The organism is Uliginosibacterium flavum, from assembly GCF_040566545.1.
Classification (GTDB): domain Bacteria; phylum Pseudomonadota; class Gammaproteobacteria; order Burkholderiales; family Rhodocyclaceae; genus Uliginosibacterium; species Uliginosibacterium flavum.
This window is the reverse complement of record NZ_JBEWZI010000032.1, coordinates 12193-27309: the sequence shown is the minus strand read 5'-3', so window position 1 is coordinate 27309 and position 15117 is coordinate 12193. Positions and strand designations below refer to the sequence as shown.

Genomic DNA, 15117 nt, shown 5'->3' with positions numbered 1-15117 from the left:
GAGTGCTGAGTGCTGAGTGCTGAGTGCTGAGTGCTGAGTGCTGAGTGCTGAGTGCTGAGTGCTGAGTGCTGAGTGCGGGAGATTATGCCCATTTTGCCCGGCAGGCCAAGGCTAGCGACCCAGATACAAGCCCCTTGCCGAAGACCGGCACCCCGCGCGGCTCCCAGGCTGGCATGCCCCTAGATGGCGGCTGGGTGCGGGTCTTCGATGGGCGTGGCTCTGTTGCGCCTTGTAAGACATCCCCATGGAAATCCGCGCCCGCGCAGAAATTGTAGGGTGCAATAACCGAAGGGCATTGCACCGGATGGTTACGGCAAACAAACTCGCGCACCGATAATCGCGCCAACATTCGGTGCAATGCGCTAACGCTTATTGCACCCTACGTGCTGGTAGTTCGGCTTTGTACCTAACAGAGCATGAAAGTGATCTGCAAAGGATCGCACGGATTCTGCAGACCACAATGCGCATCCTGCGCCGAGGCATTTGTCAGGAAAGAAGGGGTTTTCAGTCCCTTGCATGAGTGCATTCTTCGGGAACTTCGACTTCAGATGGTCAAAGGCATGACGAGTGCCCGATGCTCCATGTCAAAGCGCGCCACTCCTGTGTGCGCCGCTTCGATGTTGAGGCTTCGATTGGCGAACTCGTAGCTGGCCCACAGATGGTAGGTCGAGAAATACACACGCATGCGTATTCGATGAGCTGGGAACGAGGGCATATCGTTGTGTGAATGTGACGCCTAACGCGGTATATCGGATAGGGAAGCAAATAGAGTAATGACATGGACACCCCTCACGGCATCCGCAAACCCTTGGAAATAAAATTATGCCCCTTGGGTTTTGACAGATATTCGATGGCCGAGCGCGCCATGTCGGCCTCAGTCAAACCCCAGAAGAAGGGCTCGGTGGCGACTTCGAGGCTGTGCAGGAAGTCTTCGAGGCGGTCGATGGGGTCTTTTTCCTCTGGCCCGAAGATTTGCGCCAGCACCATGTCGCGGGCCGGATCTACGCCTGCTGCCTGGCGCCAGACCCAGGGTAGCGACCAGGAGCAGGCCAGGCCGTGTGGCGTGCCTTGCTTGATGGTGATCGGGTAGGAAATCGCATGCGCCAGTGCGGTGCGGGTCTGCGACAGGCACTGGCCGGCCAGCCAGGCGGCGCGGGCGAGTTCGACGCGGGCCTTGGTGTTGCCCTGGAAGCGCCAGGCAATCGGCAGCTTGGCCAGCACGATGCGCGCGGCTTCCACGGCGAGCATGTCGCTCATCGGGCTGGCGTTCACGTTCCAGATGGCTTCGAGCGCATGCGCCAGGGTGTCCAGCGCGGAATTGCGCATCACTACCTTGGGCAGACTCATTGCCAGTTCGGGGTCGATCAGCGCGGCTTCGGGCCACAGGCGTGAATTGTTCAGGGTGTATTTGGCCTGATTGCTATCGCGCGTATCCCAGATGATCGAGAAGGGCGTGACTTCGCTGCCGGTGCCAGCGGTGGTGGGCACGGCAATCACGCGCAGGCGCCGCACGACCTGGGTGGCGTGGGTCAGCAGATCAAGGAAATGGCCGGATTCGGGCTGGCAGCACAGAGCCTTGGCGAAATCGATGACGCTGCCGCCGCCGACTGCGACGATGACCTCGGCCTTGCGCTCGTCCCAGATGCGCATGTGGGTGGCGATGACATCGGAGAGTTCGGGGCGCGTCGCCACGGTGTCGATGATGTCGACGATGCGATCGCCGAGCAGGCCCTTGATGCGCGCCAGCAAGCCGGTGGCATGAGCACTCTGAAAAGTGACCAGCAGCACGCGCCGGCGCCCGACCAGTTCGGGCAGTTTATCCAGCACGCCGGTACCGAAGACCGTGCGAACCGGGTTGTGCCACTGGAACTCAGCCATGCTCATTCCTTTCGGTGTTGCAGGGCCGGATTCATCCGGCCATCCACGCTCGGTGTGCGGCTGAAGCCGCACCTACGAAAGATTCAGATGCTTACTGGCCCGGCTGACGCAGATGCCAGTCGGTGGCTTGTTGCAGCTGATGTGCCACATTCAGCAGACGGGCCTCGCCGAAGTAGTTGCCGATCAGCTGCAAGCCAACCGGCATGTTATCCGCCGAGAAGCCGGCCGGGGTCGACAAGGCGGGCAGGCCGGCCAGATTGACGGCAATCGTGTAGATGTCGGCCAGATACATCTGGACCGGATCATCGGCCATCTGGCCAAGGCCCCAAGCGGCGGTCGGCGCGACCGGGCCGGCGATGATGTCGCACTGGGTGAGCGCTTGCTGGAAATCCTGGGCGATCAGGCGGCGCAGCTGCTGGGCCTTGATGTAATAAGCATCGTAATAGCCATGCGAGAGCACATAGGCACCGACGAGGATGCGCCGCTTCACTTCCGCGCCGAAGCCTTCGGCGCGGCTCTTGGCGTACATCTCGGCCAGATCCTTGTATTCGCTGGCGCGGTGGCCGTAGCGCACACCGTCGAAACGGCTCAGGTTGCTGGAGGCCTCAGCCGGGGCGATCACGTAATAGGCGGGAATCGCCAGGTGCGTATTCGGCAGGCTGACTTCAACGGTGGTGGCGCCGAGCTTGCGCAGCTCGGCCAGTGAATTTTCGATAGCCTCGCGCACGTCCGCTGCCAGCCCGTCTCCGAAGTACTCCTTCGGCAAGCCAATCCGCACGCCGCTGAGCGGGCGATGCAGATCGTGCAGGTAATCTTCGGCCGGGCGATCCAGACTGGTCGAATCACGCGCGTCGAAGCCGACCATGTGGTTCAGTAGCAGCGCACAGTCTTCCGCCGTATGCGCCATCGATCCGCCCTGATCGAGCGAGCTGGCGTAGGCGATCATGCCGTAGCGCGAAACCGTGCCGTAAGTCGGCTTGATGCCGGTGATGCCGCACAGGCCGGCGGGCTGGCGGATCGAGCCGCCGGTGTCGGTGCCGGTACAGGCAGGGATCATGCCGGCCGCAACGGCCGCTGCCGAGCCCCCGGAGGAGCCGCCGGGCACGCGGCTCAGATTCCACGGATTCTTGACCGCGCCGTAAGCCGAGCTTTCGTTGGTCGAGCCCATCGCGAACTCATCCATATTGGTCTTGCCCAGGCTGACCGCGCCGGCGGCCTTGAGCTGGCTGACCACGTGGGCGTCGTAGGGGCTGACGAAATTGGCGAGGATCTTCGAGCCGCAGGTGGTGAGTACGCCTTCGGTGCAGAACAGGTCCTTGTGCGCAATCGGCAGACCAGCCAAGGGCCCGGCCGTTCCGGCGGCAATCGCGACGTCAGCCTGGTCGGCGGCGGCCAGTGCGCCATCCCGGTCGACGGTGATGAAGGCGTTGATGGTGGGATTCTGCGCCTCGATACGGGCGAGATAATCGGTGACCAGCTCGCGGCTGGAGGTCTTCTTCTGGGCCAGCGCGTCGGCCAGCGATTTGAGAGTCTGGAGGCTCATTTTGCTGTCACCGAATTTTCCGCATATCCCAGCCCGATCTCGACATGGTCGATCAGGGCGTGGATGAATTTGATGTGGATTTCCTGGATGCGGTCGGCGTAGCCGAAGTGCGGCACGATGATTTCGGCATCGGCAACGCCCTTCATTTTGCCGCCATCCTTGCCCATCAGCAGGATGACGCGCATGTCGCGTTCCTTGGCCGCGCGGGCGGCTGCCAAAATATTGGCGGAATTGCCGCTGGTCGAAATACCGAAAAACACGTCGCCGGAACGGCCCAGGGCTTCGACCTGACGGCTGAAAATGAACTCGAAGCCGTAATCGTTGCCCACGCAGGTGATGTGCGAAGGGTCGGAAATCGCCAAGGCGCCGAGCGCCGGGCGGTTATCGCGGTAACGGCCGGAGAGCTCTTCGGCGAAATGCATGGCGTCGCAGTGCGAGCCGCCATTGCCGGCCGAGAGGATTTTGCCGCCATTGCGCAGGCAGGCAACGAGAATATCGCCGGCGCGGTCGACTTCGGCCAGCAGGGCTTCGTCCTTGACGACGCGAGCGAGCAGTTCGACGCCTTCGTGCAGATGCTGGAGGAGGCGGCTCATTCGATCACCTTCGGCACAAGGTAGAGGCCGGCTTCAGCCTCGGGCGCGACGGCCTGGTAGGCCTCGCGGCGGTTGGTTTCGGTCACCGCATCGGGGCGCAGGCGCAGCAGCAGATCCTGCGGATGTGACATCGGCGCGACACCGGTGGTGTCCACGGCCTGCATCTGTTCGATCAGGCCAAAAATCCCGTTGAGCTTGGCCTGGGTGGCTTCAGCTTCGGCGGGGGTGAGTTCGATGTGGGCGAGCCGGGCGATACGGCCGACCTGTTCCAGCGAGAGAGACATGATTCTGTGGCCTCGGAAATATCAGGAGCAATTGAAGTTCAGCAGCGGCTTGCGCCGAATGAAACCCAATAAAGCTTGAGCCCTTTATCAGGGCGGATACATTGGAAACAACGGGATAGGGTAACATAGAGGGCTATTCCTGTTCCCAGTTTGCTCGGGCCTGAACGTGGTGTTCGGGTCTGTCACAGAGAGGTGGCTCTACACATGTTTGGACTCTTGCGTTCCTATTTTTCCAATGACCTGGCCATCGATCTCGGCACGGCGAACACGCTGATCTACGTTCGCGGCAAGGGCATCGTGCTGGACGAACCCTCGGTAGTGGCTATCCGCACCGAAGGCGGTCCGAATGCCAAGAAAACCATCCAGGCCGTGGGTCACTCGGCCAAGCAGATGCTGGGCAAAACGCCGGGCAACATCACGGCGATTCGCCCAATGAAGGATGGTGTGATCGCCGACTTCACCGTGACCGAGCAGATGCTCAAACAGTTCATCAAGAAGGTGCACGATTCGCGCATGTTCTCGCCGAGCCCGCGCATCATCATCTGCGTGCCCTGTGGTTCGACCCAGGTGGAACGCCGCGCGATTCGCGAATCCGCGCTGGGAGCCGGCGCCAGCCAGGTGTATCTGATCGAGGAGCCGATGGCTGCCGCGATCGGTGCTGGCCTGCCGGTGGGCGATGCGACCGGCTCGATGGTCGTCGATATCGGCGGCGGCACGACCGAAGTGGGTGTGATCTCGCTGGGTGGCATGGTGTATTCCGGCTCGGTGCGCGTCGGCGGCGACAAGTTCGACGAGTCCATCGTCAATTACATCCGCCGCAACTACGGCATGCTGATTGGCGAAATTACTGCCGAATCGATCAAGAAGACCATCGGCTCGGCCTTCCCGGGCTCTGAGGTCAAGGAGATGGAAGTCAAGGGGCGCAATCTGGCCGAAGGCATTCCACGCAGCTTCACGATTTCGTCCAACGAAATCCTTGAAGCCCTGACCGATCCTCTGAACTCCATCGTCTCGGCGGTGAAGATCGCGCTGGAACAGACCCCGCCGGAACTGGGTGCCGATATCGCCGAGCGCGGCATGGTGCTGACCGGTGGTGGCGCGCTGCTGCGCGATCTGGATCGTCTGCTGATGGAAGAAACCGGCCTGCCGGTGATCGTCGCCGAAGACCCGCTGACCTGCGTGGTGCGCGGCTCCGGTCTGGCACTGGAACGCATGGACAAGCTCGGTTCGATCTTCGCTTCGGAGTGAGCCTGATGCGGGAAGCGGGAAGAGAGAAGGGGGAAGGGTGCGCCACTGCGTGGCGTGACCGTAGCCTCTCCACGAACATCCCTCTTCTCTCTTCCCTCTTCCCACTTTTACAGCAGATCCGTTCTCTTTTTCCGAAGCAGTAAGGCATGGCCTCCCTCGACCACCAGACGCCTCCGTTTTTCAAGCGTGGCCTGCCGCCGGCAGCGCGCCTGACGATCTATCTGGCCTTGTCCTTCGGCTTGCTGGTGGCGGACCTGCGCATGCATTATCTGGAAACCTTGCGCCAGGCCTTGTCCGTCCTCAGCTATCCGCTGCAGATTGCGGCGGCCAGCCCGGCGGATTTCGTGCACAAGGCCTCGGAATATTTCAGTGGTCTGGTCACGCTGCAACGTGAAAATACGCGCCTCAAGACACAGCAACTGGGAGTTGCCAGCCAGCTCTTGTTCACCGCCCAATTACGCCAGGAAAACGCCGAATTGCGCGCTTTGCTGGGCATGCAGACTTCACTCAAGGTGCGCAGCACGGCCGCCGAGATCATCTTCAGCGCCCGTGATCCTTTTTCGCGCAAGGTCATCCTCAACAAGGGCAGCCAGCAGGACATCGAGCCCGGCTCGCCGGTGGTGGATCCGCTTGGCGTGATCGGTCAGGTAACACGGGTTTTCCCGCTTCACGCGGAAGTCACCCTGCTGTCCGACAAGGAACAGGCCATCCCGGTCGTCGTCGAGCGCAGCGGGCTGCGGGCAGTGATGTTCGGTACGGGCAATGGTTTGATGGAGCTGAAGTTTCTCGCCGCCAACGCCGAAGTCAAACCGAATGACCGCATCCTGACGTCTGGCCTCGATGGCGTGTTCTCGCCGGGCCTGCCGGTCGCAACGGTGATCAAGGTCACCCGCGACAGCGCGGAATCCTTCGCGCGCATCCTGTGCAAACCGACCGGTAGTGTCGAACGCAGTGGCCCGGTGCTGGTGTTGTCGCGCATCGGCTCGCGCCAGCAACGCCCGGCCGACGATGAAAGCAGTGACCCGCGCCGCGCCTCAGGCGGACGGATCCGGCAGAACAAACCGCCGGCGGAAATATCTGCGCCGGTGCCCGCCATTACGGCAACGGCTGCGGGCTCCGCGCCTGCACCCACGCCTGTGCAAAGCGCAGTGCCGCAACCAGCAGCCAGCCCGGCGCGCAAGGGACCCTGATGCAGCCAACCCATCGTTCCTCGCGCTTGCTCCTGCCTGTACGCATGCGCTTTGTGGCCTTCAGTCTGATCGTGGCGCTGACTCTGAATTTCATCCCGGCCGGTCGTTTCTTCGCGATCCCGGATTTTGTCGCACTGGTACTGGCGTTCTGGTGTGTGCGTGAGCCGCACCGGGTCGGCATGGGCATAGCCTTTGTCTTGGGCGTCATGGTCGATGTCGTGCATGGCGCCGTCATGGGTCAGCATGCGGCAGCCTATGTGCTGCTGGCCTGGGCGTCGCTTGTCAATTCACGTCGGCTGCTGTGGTTTTCGCCCGGCGCACAGGCCTTGCACATGGTGCCGCTGTTCCTGATGGTGCAGATGGTGATGTTGATCCTGCGTCTGCTGGCCGGCCACCGTTTCCCGGGTTGGGAATACTTCTTCACCTGTTTCACCACCGCAGCCTTGTGGCTGCCTGCTCACTATCTGTTGCTGATGCCGCAGATGCGCGCTATTGATCATGATGAGAACAGGCCTTTGTAAGTGAGGAGTTAAAGTTTGAGGGCGAAAACCGCCCGAGGAAACTGCCGGAAAACTCCGCCACGTAGCCCACTGCACGCCTTTACTCTTCACCCTTCACTCCTCACTAAAAAGAGATGGAACTCAAAGCCCCCGAACAGGAACTCTCGCGTTTCCGCGCCCGTGTGGCCGCGGCGGCGGTGTTCGTGCTCGTCGGATTCGGCTTGATCGTGGCGCGTTTCGTGTATCTGCAGATCGTGCGCTACGAGTACTACGCCACGCGCGCCGAAGAAAATCGCATTTCCCTGCTGCCCATAGTGCCCAACCGCGGACTAATCACTGACCGCAATGGTGTGGTGCTGACGCGCAATTATTCGGCTTACACGCTGGAAATCACGCCTTCAAAGGTGCGCAATCTGGAAGACACCATCGATGAGCTGAGCGAATTCATCGACATCCAGCCCAAGGATCGCAAACGTTTCAAAAAACTTCTCGAAGAGAGCAAGAATTTCGAATCCCTGCCGATCCGCACCCGCCTCTCCGATGAAGAAGTGGCGCGCTTCATCGCCCGACGTTACAAATTCCCGGGCGTAGATATCAAGGCCCGGCTGTTTCGCCAATATCCTTTCGGCGAACTGGCCTCGCATGCCATCGGCTATATCGGGCGGATCAACCAGAAAGAAATGGCGAAGATCGAGGATGACGAAGATCTTGCAGCCAACTATCGCGGCACCGAACACATCGGCAAGACCGGTCTGGAGCAGAGCTACGAAAAGGAACTGCATGGCGTCACCGGCTTCGAGCAGGTCGAGGTCGACGCTTCCGGCCGCGCGGTCCGTTCCCTGGCGCGCACCCCGCCGATTCCTGGTAACAATCTGCAGCTGACCATGGATGCGGAGTTGCAACGCATCGCCGAGCAGGCTTTCGGCACCCGACGCGGTTCGCTGGTCGCCATCGAGCCCGGCACGGGTGGCATTCTCGCCCTGGTGTCCACGCCTCGTTTCGACCCGAACCTGTTCGTCGACGGCATCACCCCGGACAACTGGGACGTGCTCAACACCTCGCTCGACAAACCGATGATCAATCGCGCCATCAACGGCGCCTATCCGCCCGGCTCGACCTTCAAGCCATTCATGGCAATGGGGGCTTTGGTAACCGGCAAACGCAGCGCTACCTATGCGATATCCGATCCCGGTTACTTCGTCTTCGGCAATAACACCTTCCGCGATGACAAGGTGGGCGGGCATGGCATGGTGGATATGGTCAAATCCATCATCGTTTCCTGCGACACCTATTACTACACCCTGGCAAACGAGATGGGCATCGATCTCATTTCGGATTTCATGGGCAAGCTGGGTTTTGGATCGCGCACCGGCATCGATATCGAAGGCGAGTCCACCGGCGTACTGCCTTCACAGGCTTGGAAGAAGAAACGCTTCAAGAAAGCCGAACAGCAGAAGTGGTATGCCGGCGAGACCATTTCCATCGGCATTGGTCAGGGCTACAACGCCTACACGCCTCTGCAGCTTGCGCACGCCACGGCCACGCTGGCAGCCGGTGGCATCATGTTCAAGCCGCACATCGTCAAATATGTCGTTGATACGCAAAGTGGCCAGCGCCGCATGATCGAGCCGACTCCGGTTGCCGATCTGGGTTTCAAACCCGAGCATCTGGAAATTATCCGCAAGGGCATGGTGGGCGTGAATATTTACGGCACTGGGGCACGCGCCTTTGCCGGAGTCAAATACGAAGTGGCCGGCAAGACCGGTACTGCCCAGGTCTTCTCGCTCAAGGGCGGTAAATACAAGGAGGGCGAAATCAACGAGCGCCTGCGCGACCACGCCCTCTACATTGCCTACGCGCCCGCAAATGATCCGAAAATCGCGGTCGCCGTGCTGGTCGAGAATGGCGGCTTCGGCGCCGCCGCCGCCGCCCCGATCGCGCGTCAGGTGCTGGATTACTACCTGCTCGGCATCAAGCCGGCCGGTGCTGCGCCCGAAGATGCCGAAGCGGATCCTGAGGATAGCCATGCCCACGATTAGTCTGACTGATATCCGCCTCTTTCTGCTGCGCATCGTGCGCCCGCTGGATCCTTTCCTGCTGATCATCACCCTGGCCATCATGGCCTGCACCTATCTGGTCATGCTCAGCGCCTCGCCCGAACGCATGGGCGCCCATCTGACCAATGTCGTCGTCGCCCTGACGGTCATGTGGATCGTCGCCGCGCAGCCGCCACAGCGCCTGAACAACTTCGCGCTGCCGCTGTACGTGCTGGGCGTGCTGCTGCTGATTGGCGTGGCGCTGTTTGGCGATGTCTCCAAAGGCGCGCGACGCTGGCTGGATCTCAAGGTGATGCGCATTCAGCCTTCCGAGCTGATGAAAATCGCCATGCCATTGATGCTGGCCTGGTACTTCCAGAAACGCGAAGGCAGTCTGAAGGTGCGCGACTTTCTGGTCGCCATGCTCTTGCTGGTGGTGCCGGTCGGCTTGATTGCCAAGCAGCCTGATCTGGGTACGGCTATCCTCGTACTGGGTGCCGGATTTTTCGTGATTTTCTTCGCCGGCCTGTCCTGGAAGCTGATCATTCCGACCGGCCTGATCGGCATCATCGGCATCGTGGCCGTCATTGCCTATCAGTCCGAAATCTGTGCGCCGCAGGTGAAATGGCCGGGCCTGCATGATTACCAGAAACACCGCATCTGCACCCTGCTTGATCCTTCTACCGACCCGCTGGGCAAGGGCTTTCACACCATTCAGTCGACCATCGCCGTGGGCTCCGGCGGTTTCCTCGGCAAGGGCTGGCGCAACGGCACTCAGACCCATCTGGATTTTCTGCCGGAACGTCACACCGACTTCATCCTCGCGGTGATCTCGGAAGAATTCGGACTGGCCGGCGTACTGATCATTTCGATCCTGTACTGCTTGCTGATTGCACGCGGTCTGATGATTGCCAACAACGCGTCGAATCTGTTTGCCCGCTTGCTGGCCGGATCGGTCACGATGATTTTCTTCACCTATGCCTTCGTGAACATGGGTATGGTCAGCGGCATCCTGCCCGTCGTCGGCGTGCCCCTGCCGATGGTGAGCTATGGCGGCACCGCGCTGGTTACCCTGTGCCTGGGCATCGGCATCCTGATGAGCATCCGGCAATCCCGGCGGCGGCGTTAGCATGCGCAGGGTTCGAATCATCATTGGCGACTTACGCCCGCGGCTAACCCGCCCTGCTGCCTACCTGCTAAGCATTGTCCTGCTTGGCGCTTGCAGCACCGTGCCCTACGAGGCGCCCGCAGAGCCGCGCTCCAGACCCCCTGCCTCAAGACCCTTACCAGTCGCTCCTGTCGAGGCAGTGCCTCCCAGCAGTGCTAGCCCGTCCAGAAAAGGTGGTGGCTATTATCTGGACGATGGCCCAGGCGACAGTGTGCCGCCCAATCTGGCTGACATTCCCGATGCCACGCCGCGCGCCGAGCCGCTGCGCGCGGCCTCTAAACGACCCTATGTCGTTATGGGCAACCGTTTCACGCCCCTGCAAGAGATTCAGCCCTTCACGCAAACCGGCATTGGCAGCTGGTATGGCAAGAAATTCCACGGCAAAAAAACCGCCAATGGCGAGGCTTACGACATGTACGCCATGACCGCCGCCCACCCGACCCTGCCACTGCCCAGCTATGCGCGCGTCACCAACCTCAGCAATGGCCGCAGCGTGGTGGTCCGCGTCAATGATCGCGGCCCTTTCCTGCACAGCCGCATCATCGACCTCTCCTATGCCGCCGCCTGGAAGCTTGGCTACGTGAATCAGGGCAGCGCGAAGCTGCAGATCGACGCCATCGTGCCCGACGATCTGGACAGCCTGATTGCCAGCAGCCCGGTGATGCAGCGCGTCGTCGAACCTGCGTCAGTCACCGAAGTTGCTACGCCGGCTATTCCCGCGTCTGCTTCGCCAGTAGTCAGTGCTGAAGTGCCCGCAGCCGCAAGCGAGAGCGGCATCTTCCTGCAGCTCGGCGCCTTCGCGTCGAGTACCAATGCCGACAAATACCGTGACGCCTTGCAAAATGATTTGAAGTGGCTGCAACAGGCCGTGCAAACCCGTTTCATCGGCGACAAATACCGCCTGCACGTCGGTCCCTTCCGTGACGTCGACGAAGCCCGCGGCATCGCCGATCGCATCGCCGCCAGCCTGAACGTGCAGCCCTTCGTGGTGACGCGCTGAGGCCCTGAATCATGGAGCGGGCGCACAAAAACGCCGGCCGCGCGCAGCGGCAAGCCGCCATTAGCAAGTAGAATTCCCCCTTTCCGCCCGAGGCCGCGTCATGTCCGAGAACGAAGACCTCCCCTCAGTCAGTGCCAGTGAAGAGGCATTTCAGCTACACCTGCAAGAAGTGCAGGTGCTGTTGTCACGCCATCGTCTGGTCGAGGATCTGGTGCGCCGTCAGGACATGCCGCGTCACGATCTGGTGGATGGTCTGGTGCACCGGCAAAATCTGGTCGAACTGCAACGCAAGTTTGATGCACTGGAAGCGCCCGAGATTGCCCGCATTCTTGAAGCCCTGCCGCACAACGAAAGCGTGGTGGTATGGGAGCTGGTCAAGGCGGCACGCGGCGAAGACATTCTCGAAGAGCTCTCCTCCGACGAGTTCCGCGACACCCTGACCAGCGAGCCTGAGCAGCCCGAGCGCAAGCCGTTGATGCTCAACGCCTTCGAGCTGCATAACGGACGCCTGCGTCAGATCAACATCGAGACGCGCGCCGCGCTGGCCGCCGCCAAACCGATCTGGGTCGATCTGATCGCACCGGACAAGGAAGAGCTGGAGTGGGTCAAACAGGTTTTCGGCCTGACCCTGCCTGATCCCGAAGACCTCACCGACCTTGAAGAATCCGCGCGCTTCTACATTGAGGACGAGAGCGACCAGATCCACTTGCACTCGGCCTTCCTGCTCGACAAGGCCGACGAATCGCGCAACGTAGGCGTGGCCTTCGTCCTGCACCACGGCATCCTGTTTTCGATCCGTAACGAAGAGTTGCCGGTGTTCCGCCTGCAGCGTCTGCGTGCGCGCATCCAGCCAGGCTATGTATCCGATGGCAAGGACGTGCTGCTTGATCTGTACGCCGCCGACGTCGAGTACTCGGCCGACACGCTCGAAGATGTTTACGCCTCGCTCGAAGCAGTCGGCAAACGGGTGCTCAGCACCGAGATCACCGATGCGGAAGCCGCCCGCATCCTCGCCGCAATTGCCGCCGAGGAAGATCTGAACGGGCGCATCCGCCGCAATGTGATGGACACGCGCCGCGCGCTGTCCTTCCTGATCCGCGGCAAATTCCTGTCCAAGGATCAGCAGGAAGATGCGCGCCAGATCCTGCGCGACATCGAATCCCTGGATGGCCACACCGCCTTCCTCTTCGACAAGATCAACTTCCTGATGGACGCCACCGTCGGTTTCATCAACATCAACCAGAACAAGATCATCAAGCTCTTCTCGGTGGCCAGCGTCGCCATGCTGCCGCCGACCCTGATCGCCAGCGTCTACGGCATGAATTTCAAATTCATGCCGGAGCTGGAATGGGCCCACGGCTATCCCTTCTCGCTGGGTTTGATGCTGATTTCGATTTTGATCCCGTTCTGGTACTTCAACAAGAAGGGCTGGCTGCGCTAGAACCGGGTCTGTACACGGCATGCTCGCAAAGCCGCATATCGCCTCACTCTACAGTCATGCAGTTCGCTCAGCCTTGGTGACTGCGGTTTTCCAGTGTGCCTGTCTGTAAACGCCGGACTGACGCGCCTTTCGGAGCAGCAGATCAGCGTGGCGCCCGCGTGCAGCGCATGATTTCAGCGTCAGTGGGCAGACTCAGGCAATCGCGCAAATCCGCGCCGCGTGCTGCGGGCTTGGGCGGGCGAGGCCCCGCCACTGCGGCCGGAGCAGGGGGCGCGGATTTCGGGGCAATGCCAGAGACTGGCGCCGCGGCCGCGGGAACCTTGGCCGTCGTCGTACCCGGCTGCAGCCGGATAAAGCTGTACACGTAGTTCAGTAGTTGCCTGTAAGCCGCCGTATTCATCTCCTTGCTCAACAAACTGAAGCCCAGCGCCGAATCCGGCGACAGGCGAATCATGCCGCGCGTGAGGTATTTGAAGCCGCCCGGCGCTGTGCCCGGCCCGGCATCGATCAGCACCGTCAGCGAGCCGTAACTGCCGCGCGCGCTGATGGTCTGCAGCTTGATTTCCTTTTCCACACTGGTGGCCAGATAGCGCTCCGAGCCTTCGCTCACCGAGCGCGCGATCTTTTCCGCGCTGTCCAGGCGTGCCAGATCCGGCGTATCGGCGATGAAGTAGAGCGTCAGGCTGAAGGCCTCGCCACGCTTCGGGCTGATCTTCACATCGGCAAACCGCCCGATGACTTCCTTCTGCAACTCGAAGCGCCATTGATCGGTTTCGCTGATCTGAAACACCTCGCCCGCACTCAGGCTGATCTCGTGCGTGGCCGCGGCACTGCCCGGCATGGGGAGCATGGCCAGCAGGAAGGTGATGAGGATTTGCAGGCGTCGCATGGCAAGTTTTTGCATCGTTTTTACTCGTGGCGCAGCGCCTCGATCGGATCAAGTCGCGCCGCCCGGCGTGCTGGCACAAAGCCGAAAACCACGCCGATGCAGGCGGAAACGACGAAGGCCAGCAGCATGATGTTCATGTCCAGCACGAAGGGCAAGCCCATCGCAGCCGTCAGGCCAGCCGAGGCGAGCAGCGCCAGAGCGATGCCGACCAGGCCGCCAAAGGACGACAGGGCGACCGCTTCGACCAGGAACTGCAGCAAGACCTCGTGCTCCAGCGCACCGATGGCCAGCCGCGTGCCGATTTCGCGGGTGCGCTCGGTCACCGATACCAGCATGATGTTCATGATGCCGATGCCGCCCACCAACAGGCTGACCGCCGCCACGGCGCCGAGCAGGGTGGTGAGGATGCGCGTGGTGCTCGATAAGGCGTCCGAGATCTGCTTGGTGTCGAATACCGAGAAATTGTCGCTCTCGTTGGGGGCGAGGCTGCGCCGCTCGCGCATCAGCGCGGTGATTTCCTTGACGACTTTTTCGGTGCTGACGCCATCGCGCGCCGAGATCATCAGGGTGCCCACGTCCTGGCGCGAACGCCGGCCGGCAATGCGGCGCTGGTAGGCCTTCAGCGGCATCAGGATGGTGTCATCCTGATCCTGACCCATCGCCGACTGGCCCTTGGATGCGAGCACGCCGATCACCTCGCAGCTGACACCCCGCGTGCGGATCTTTTCGCCGAGCGGGCTGGTGCCGGCAAACAGGTTCTTGCGCACGGTTTCGCCGAGCACGCACACGGCCCGGCCGGCGCGCTGTTCGCTGTCGTTGAAGAAACGCCCGTCGCCAATCTTCCAGTTACCGACTTCGAGATAGGCCGGACTGGTGCCGATGACCGGCGTGTACAGGCTCTCGGTCATGTAACTGACGGTGCTGCCGCGCTGGGCGACCGGCGCCACTTCACGCACGCTGGCGATGCCCTCGAGAATCGCCCTGACGTCGTCTTCCTTGAAGGCCGGCGCATAGCCTGCCGCCTGTCCCGGCCCGGCCCGCTGACCGGGGCGTACGATCACCAGATTGCTGCCGAGGCTGGCGACCTGCGCTGTGATCAGGGCTGTGGCGCCATTGCCCAGGGTGGTCATGGTGATCACGGCAGCCACGCCGATGACGATGCCCAGCACGGTCAACGAGGCGCGCATCAGGTTGCGACGAATTTCGCGCAGGGCGAGGAGGAGAGCGTTCCAGATCATGGCGTGACGCCTTTGAGGCTGGACTGATTTACCACAGGAGCCCACGGACGTAGGGTGCGCAATGCGCACCGATGCGCGGCCCCAATCAGTCCACGCACGATGTTTTCCG

14 protein-coding genes are annotated in these 15117 nt (G+C 61.5%); 7 read left to right on the top strand and 7 right to left on the bottom strand.

Features of this window, described 5'->3' with window-relative positions:
• Positions 1 to 544: 544 nt before the first annotated feature.
• The 5 genes from ABXR19_RS18840 to gatC form a co-directional block, all read right to left on the bottom strand.
• Complete coding sequence (locus ABXR19_RS18840) at positions 545 to 685, bottom strand: hypothetical protein (RefSeq protein ID WP_354602706.1); 141 nt, start codon at positions 683 to 685, stop codon at positions 545 to 547.
• A 104-nt stretch (positions 686 to 789) separates the two neighbouring features.
• Positions 790 to 1878: a phosphonoacetaldehyde reductase gene (locus ABXR19_RS18835; protein WP_354602705.1), complete on the bottom strand. Its 1089-nt coding sequence runs from the start codon at positions 1876 to 1878 to the stop codon at positions 790 to 792.
• Positions 1879 to 1969: 91 nt separating this feature from the next.
• A complete protein-coding gene (gatA, locus tag ABXR19_RS18830; protein ID WP_354602704.1) occupies positions 1970 to 3421 on the bottom strand; it encodes an Asp-tRNA(Asn)/Glu-tRNA(Gln) amidotransferase subunit GatA in 1452 nt (483 codons plus the stop codon).
• Positions 3418 to 4014, bottom strand: a complete 597-nt coding sequence (gene lpcA, locus ABXR19_RS18825) for a D-sedoheptulose 7-phosphate isomerase (protein ID WP_354602703.1) — start codon at positions 4012 to 4014, stop codon at positions 3418 to 3420. The genes gatA and lpcA overlap by 4 nt, the downstream gene beginning before the upstream one ends.
• Positions 4011 to 4298 (bottom strand): Asp-tRNA(Asn)/Glu-tRNA(Gln) amidotransferase subunit GatC, encoded by a 288-nt coding sequence (gene gatC, locus ABXR19_RS18820; RefSeq protein ID WP_354602702.1) that lies wholly within the window; start codon positions 4296 to 4298, stop codon positions 4011 to 4013. The genes lpcA and gatC overlap by 4 nt, the downstream gene beginning before the upstream one ends.
• 204 nt (positions 4299 to 4502) lie before the next feature.
• On the opposite strand from gatC, the gene ABXR19_RS18815 reads away from it, so the two are divergent.
• From ABXR19_RS18815 to corA, 7 genes are all read left to right on the top strand, one after another.
• Positions 4503 to 5546, top strand: coding sequence for a rod shape-determining protein (locus ABXR19_RS18815; RefSeq protein WP_354602701.1), 1044 nt, complete (start codon positions 4503 to 4505; stop codon positions 5544 to 5546).
• Between the two features lie 146 nt (positions 5547 to 5692).
• Positions 5693 to 6736, top strand: a complete 1044-nt coding sequence (gene mreC, locus ABXR19_RS18810; protein WP_354602700.1) for a rod shape-determining protein MreC — start codon at positions 5693 to 5695, stop codon at positions 6734 to 6736.
• Positions 6736 to 7257 carry a rod shape-determining protein MreD gene (mreD, locus tag ABXR19_RS18805; RefSeq protein ID WP_354602699.1) on the top strand — a complete coding sequence of 174 codons (522 nt, stop codon included), beginning with the start codon at positions 6736 to 6738 and terminating at the stop codon, positions 7255 to 7257. Before mreC ends, mreD begins: the two co-directional genes overlap by 1 nt.
• A gap of 113 nt (positions 7258 to 7370) precedes the next feature.
• A complete protein-coding gene (gene mrdA / locus ABXR19_RS18800) occupies positions 7371 to 9275 on the top strand; it encodes a penicillin-binding protein 2 (RefSeq protein WP_354602698.1) in 1905 nt (634 codons plus the stop codon).
• Entirely contained in the window at positions 9262 to 10401 is a 1140-nt protein-coding gene (gene rodA / locus ABXR19_RS18795) for a rod shape-determining protein RodA (protein WP_354602697.1), read from the top strand. The genes mrdA and rodA overlap by 14 nt, the downstream gene beginning before the upstream one ends.
• 250 nt (positions 10402 to 10651) lie before the next feature.
• Positions 10652 to 11440, top strand: a complete 789-nt coding sequence (locus ABXR19_RS18790) for a septal ring lytic transglycosylase RlpA family protein (RefSeq protein ID WP_354602696.1) — start codon at positions 10652 to 10654, stop codon at positions 11438 to 11440.
• A gap of 100 nt (positions 11441 to 11540) precedes the next feature.
• Positions 11541 to 12881 (top strand): magnesium/cobalt transporter CorA, encoded by a 1341-nt coding sequence (gene corA, locus ABXR19_RS18785; protein WP_354602695.1) that lies wholly within the window; start codon positions 11541 to 11543, stop codon positions 12879 to 12881.
• A 142-nt stretch (positions 12882 to 13023) separates the two neighbouring features.
• Here the strand turns inward: corA and ABXR19_RS18780 are convergent, their stop codons facing one another.
• On the bottom strand, positions 13024 to 13770 hold the full coding sequence (locus tag ABXR19_RS18780) for a hypothetical protein (RefSeq protein ID WP_354602694.1): 747 nt from the start codon (positions 13768 to 13770) through the stop codon (positions 13024 to 13026).
• A 20-nt stretch (positions 13771 to 13790) separates the two neighbouring features.
• Positions 13791 to 15008 carry an ABC transporter permease gene (locus tag ABXR19_RS18775; RefSeq protein WP_354602693.1) on the bottom strand — a complete coding sequence of 406 codons (1218 nt, stop codon included), beginning with the start codon at positions 15006 to 15008 and terminating at the stop codon, positions 13791 to 13793.
• Positions 15009 to 15117 lie beyond the last annotated feature (109 nt).

Excerpts from the sequence above, each read along its gene's own strand:
- ABXR19_RS18840 (WP_354602706.1), bottom strand. The coding sequence starts at position 685 with ATGCGTGTGTATTTCTCGACCTACCATCTGTGGGCCAGCTACGAGTTC.
- ABXR19_RS18835 (WP_354602705.1), bottom strand. The coding sequence starts at position 1,878 with ATGGCTGAGTTCCAGTGGCACAACCCGGTTCGCACGGTCTTCGGTACC.
- gatA (WP_354602704.1), bottom strand. The coding sequence starts at position 3,421 with ATGAGCCTCCAGACTCTCAAATCGCTGGCCGACGCGCTGGCCCAGAAG.
- lpcA (WP_354602703.1), bottom strand. The coding sequence starts at position 4,014 with ATGAGCCGCCTCCTCCAGCATCTGCACGAAGGCGTCGAACTGCTCGCT.
- gatC (WP_354602702.1), bottom strand. The coding sequence starts at position 4,298 with ATGTCTCTCTCGCTGGAACAGGTCGGCCGTATCGCCCGGCTCGCCCAC.
- ABXR19_RS18815 (WP_354602701.1), top strand. The coding sequence starts at position 4,503 with ATGTTTGGACTCTTGCGTTCCTATTTTTCCAATGACCTGGCCATCGAT.
- mreC (WP_354602700.1), top strand. The coding sequence starts at position 5,693 with ATGGCCTCCCTCGACCACCAGACGCCTCCGTTTTTCAAGCGTGGCCTG.
- mreD (WP_354602699.1), top strand. The coding sequence starts at position 6,736 with ATGCAGCCAACCCATCGTTCCTCGCGCTTGCTCCTGCCTGTACGCATG.
- mrdA (WP_354602698.1), top strand. The coding sequence starts at position 7,371 with ATGGAACTCAAAGCCCCCGAACAGGAACTCTCGCGTTTCCGCGCCCGT.
- rodA (WP_354602697.1), top strand. The coding sequence starts at position 9,262 with ATGCCCACGATTAGTCTGACTGATATCCGCCTCTTTCTGCTGCGCATC.
- corA (WP_354602695.1), top strand. The coding sequence starts at position 11,541 with ATGTCCGAGAACGAAGACCTCCCCTCAGTCAGTGCCAGTGAAGAGGCA.
- ABXR19_RS18780 (WP_354602694.1), bottom strand. The coding sequence starts at position 13,770 with ATGCGACGCCTGCAAATCCTCATCACCTTCCTGCTGGCCATGCTCCCC.
- ABXR19_RS18775 (WP_354602693.1), bottom strand. The coding sequence starts at position 15,008 with ATGATCTGGAACGCTCTCCTCCTCGCCCTGCGCGAAATTCGTCGCAAC.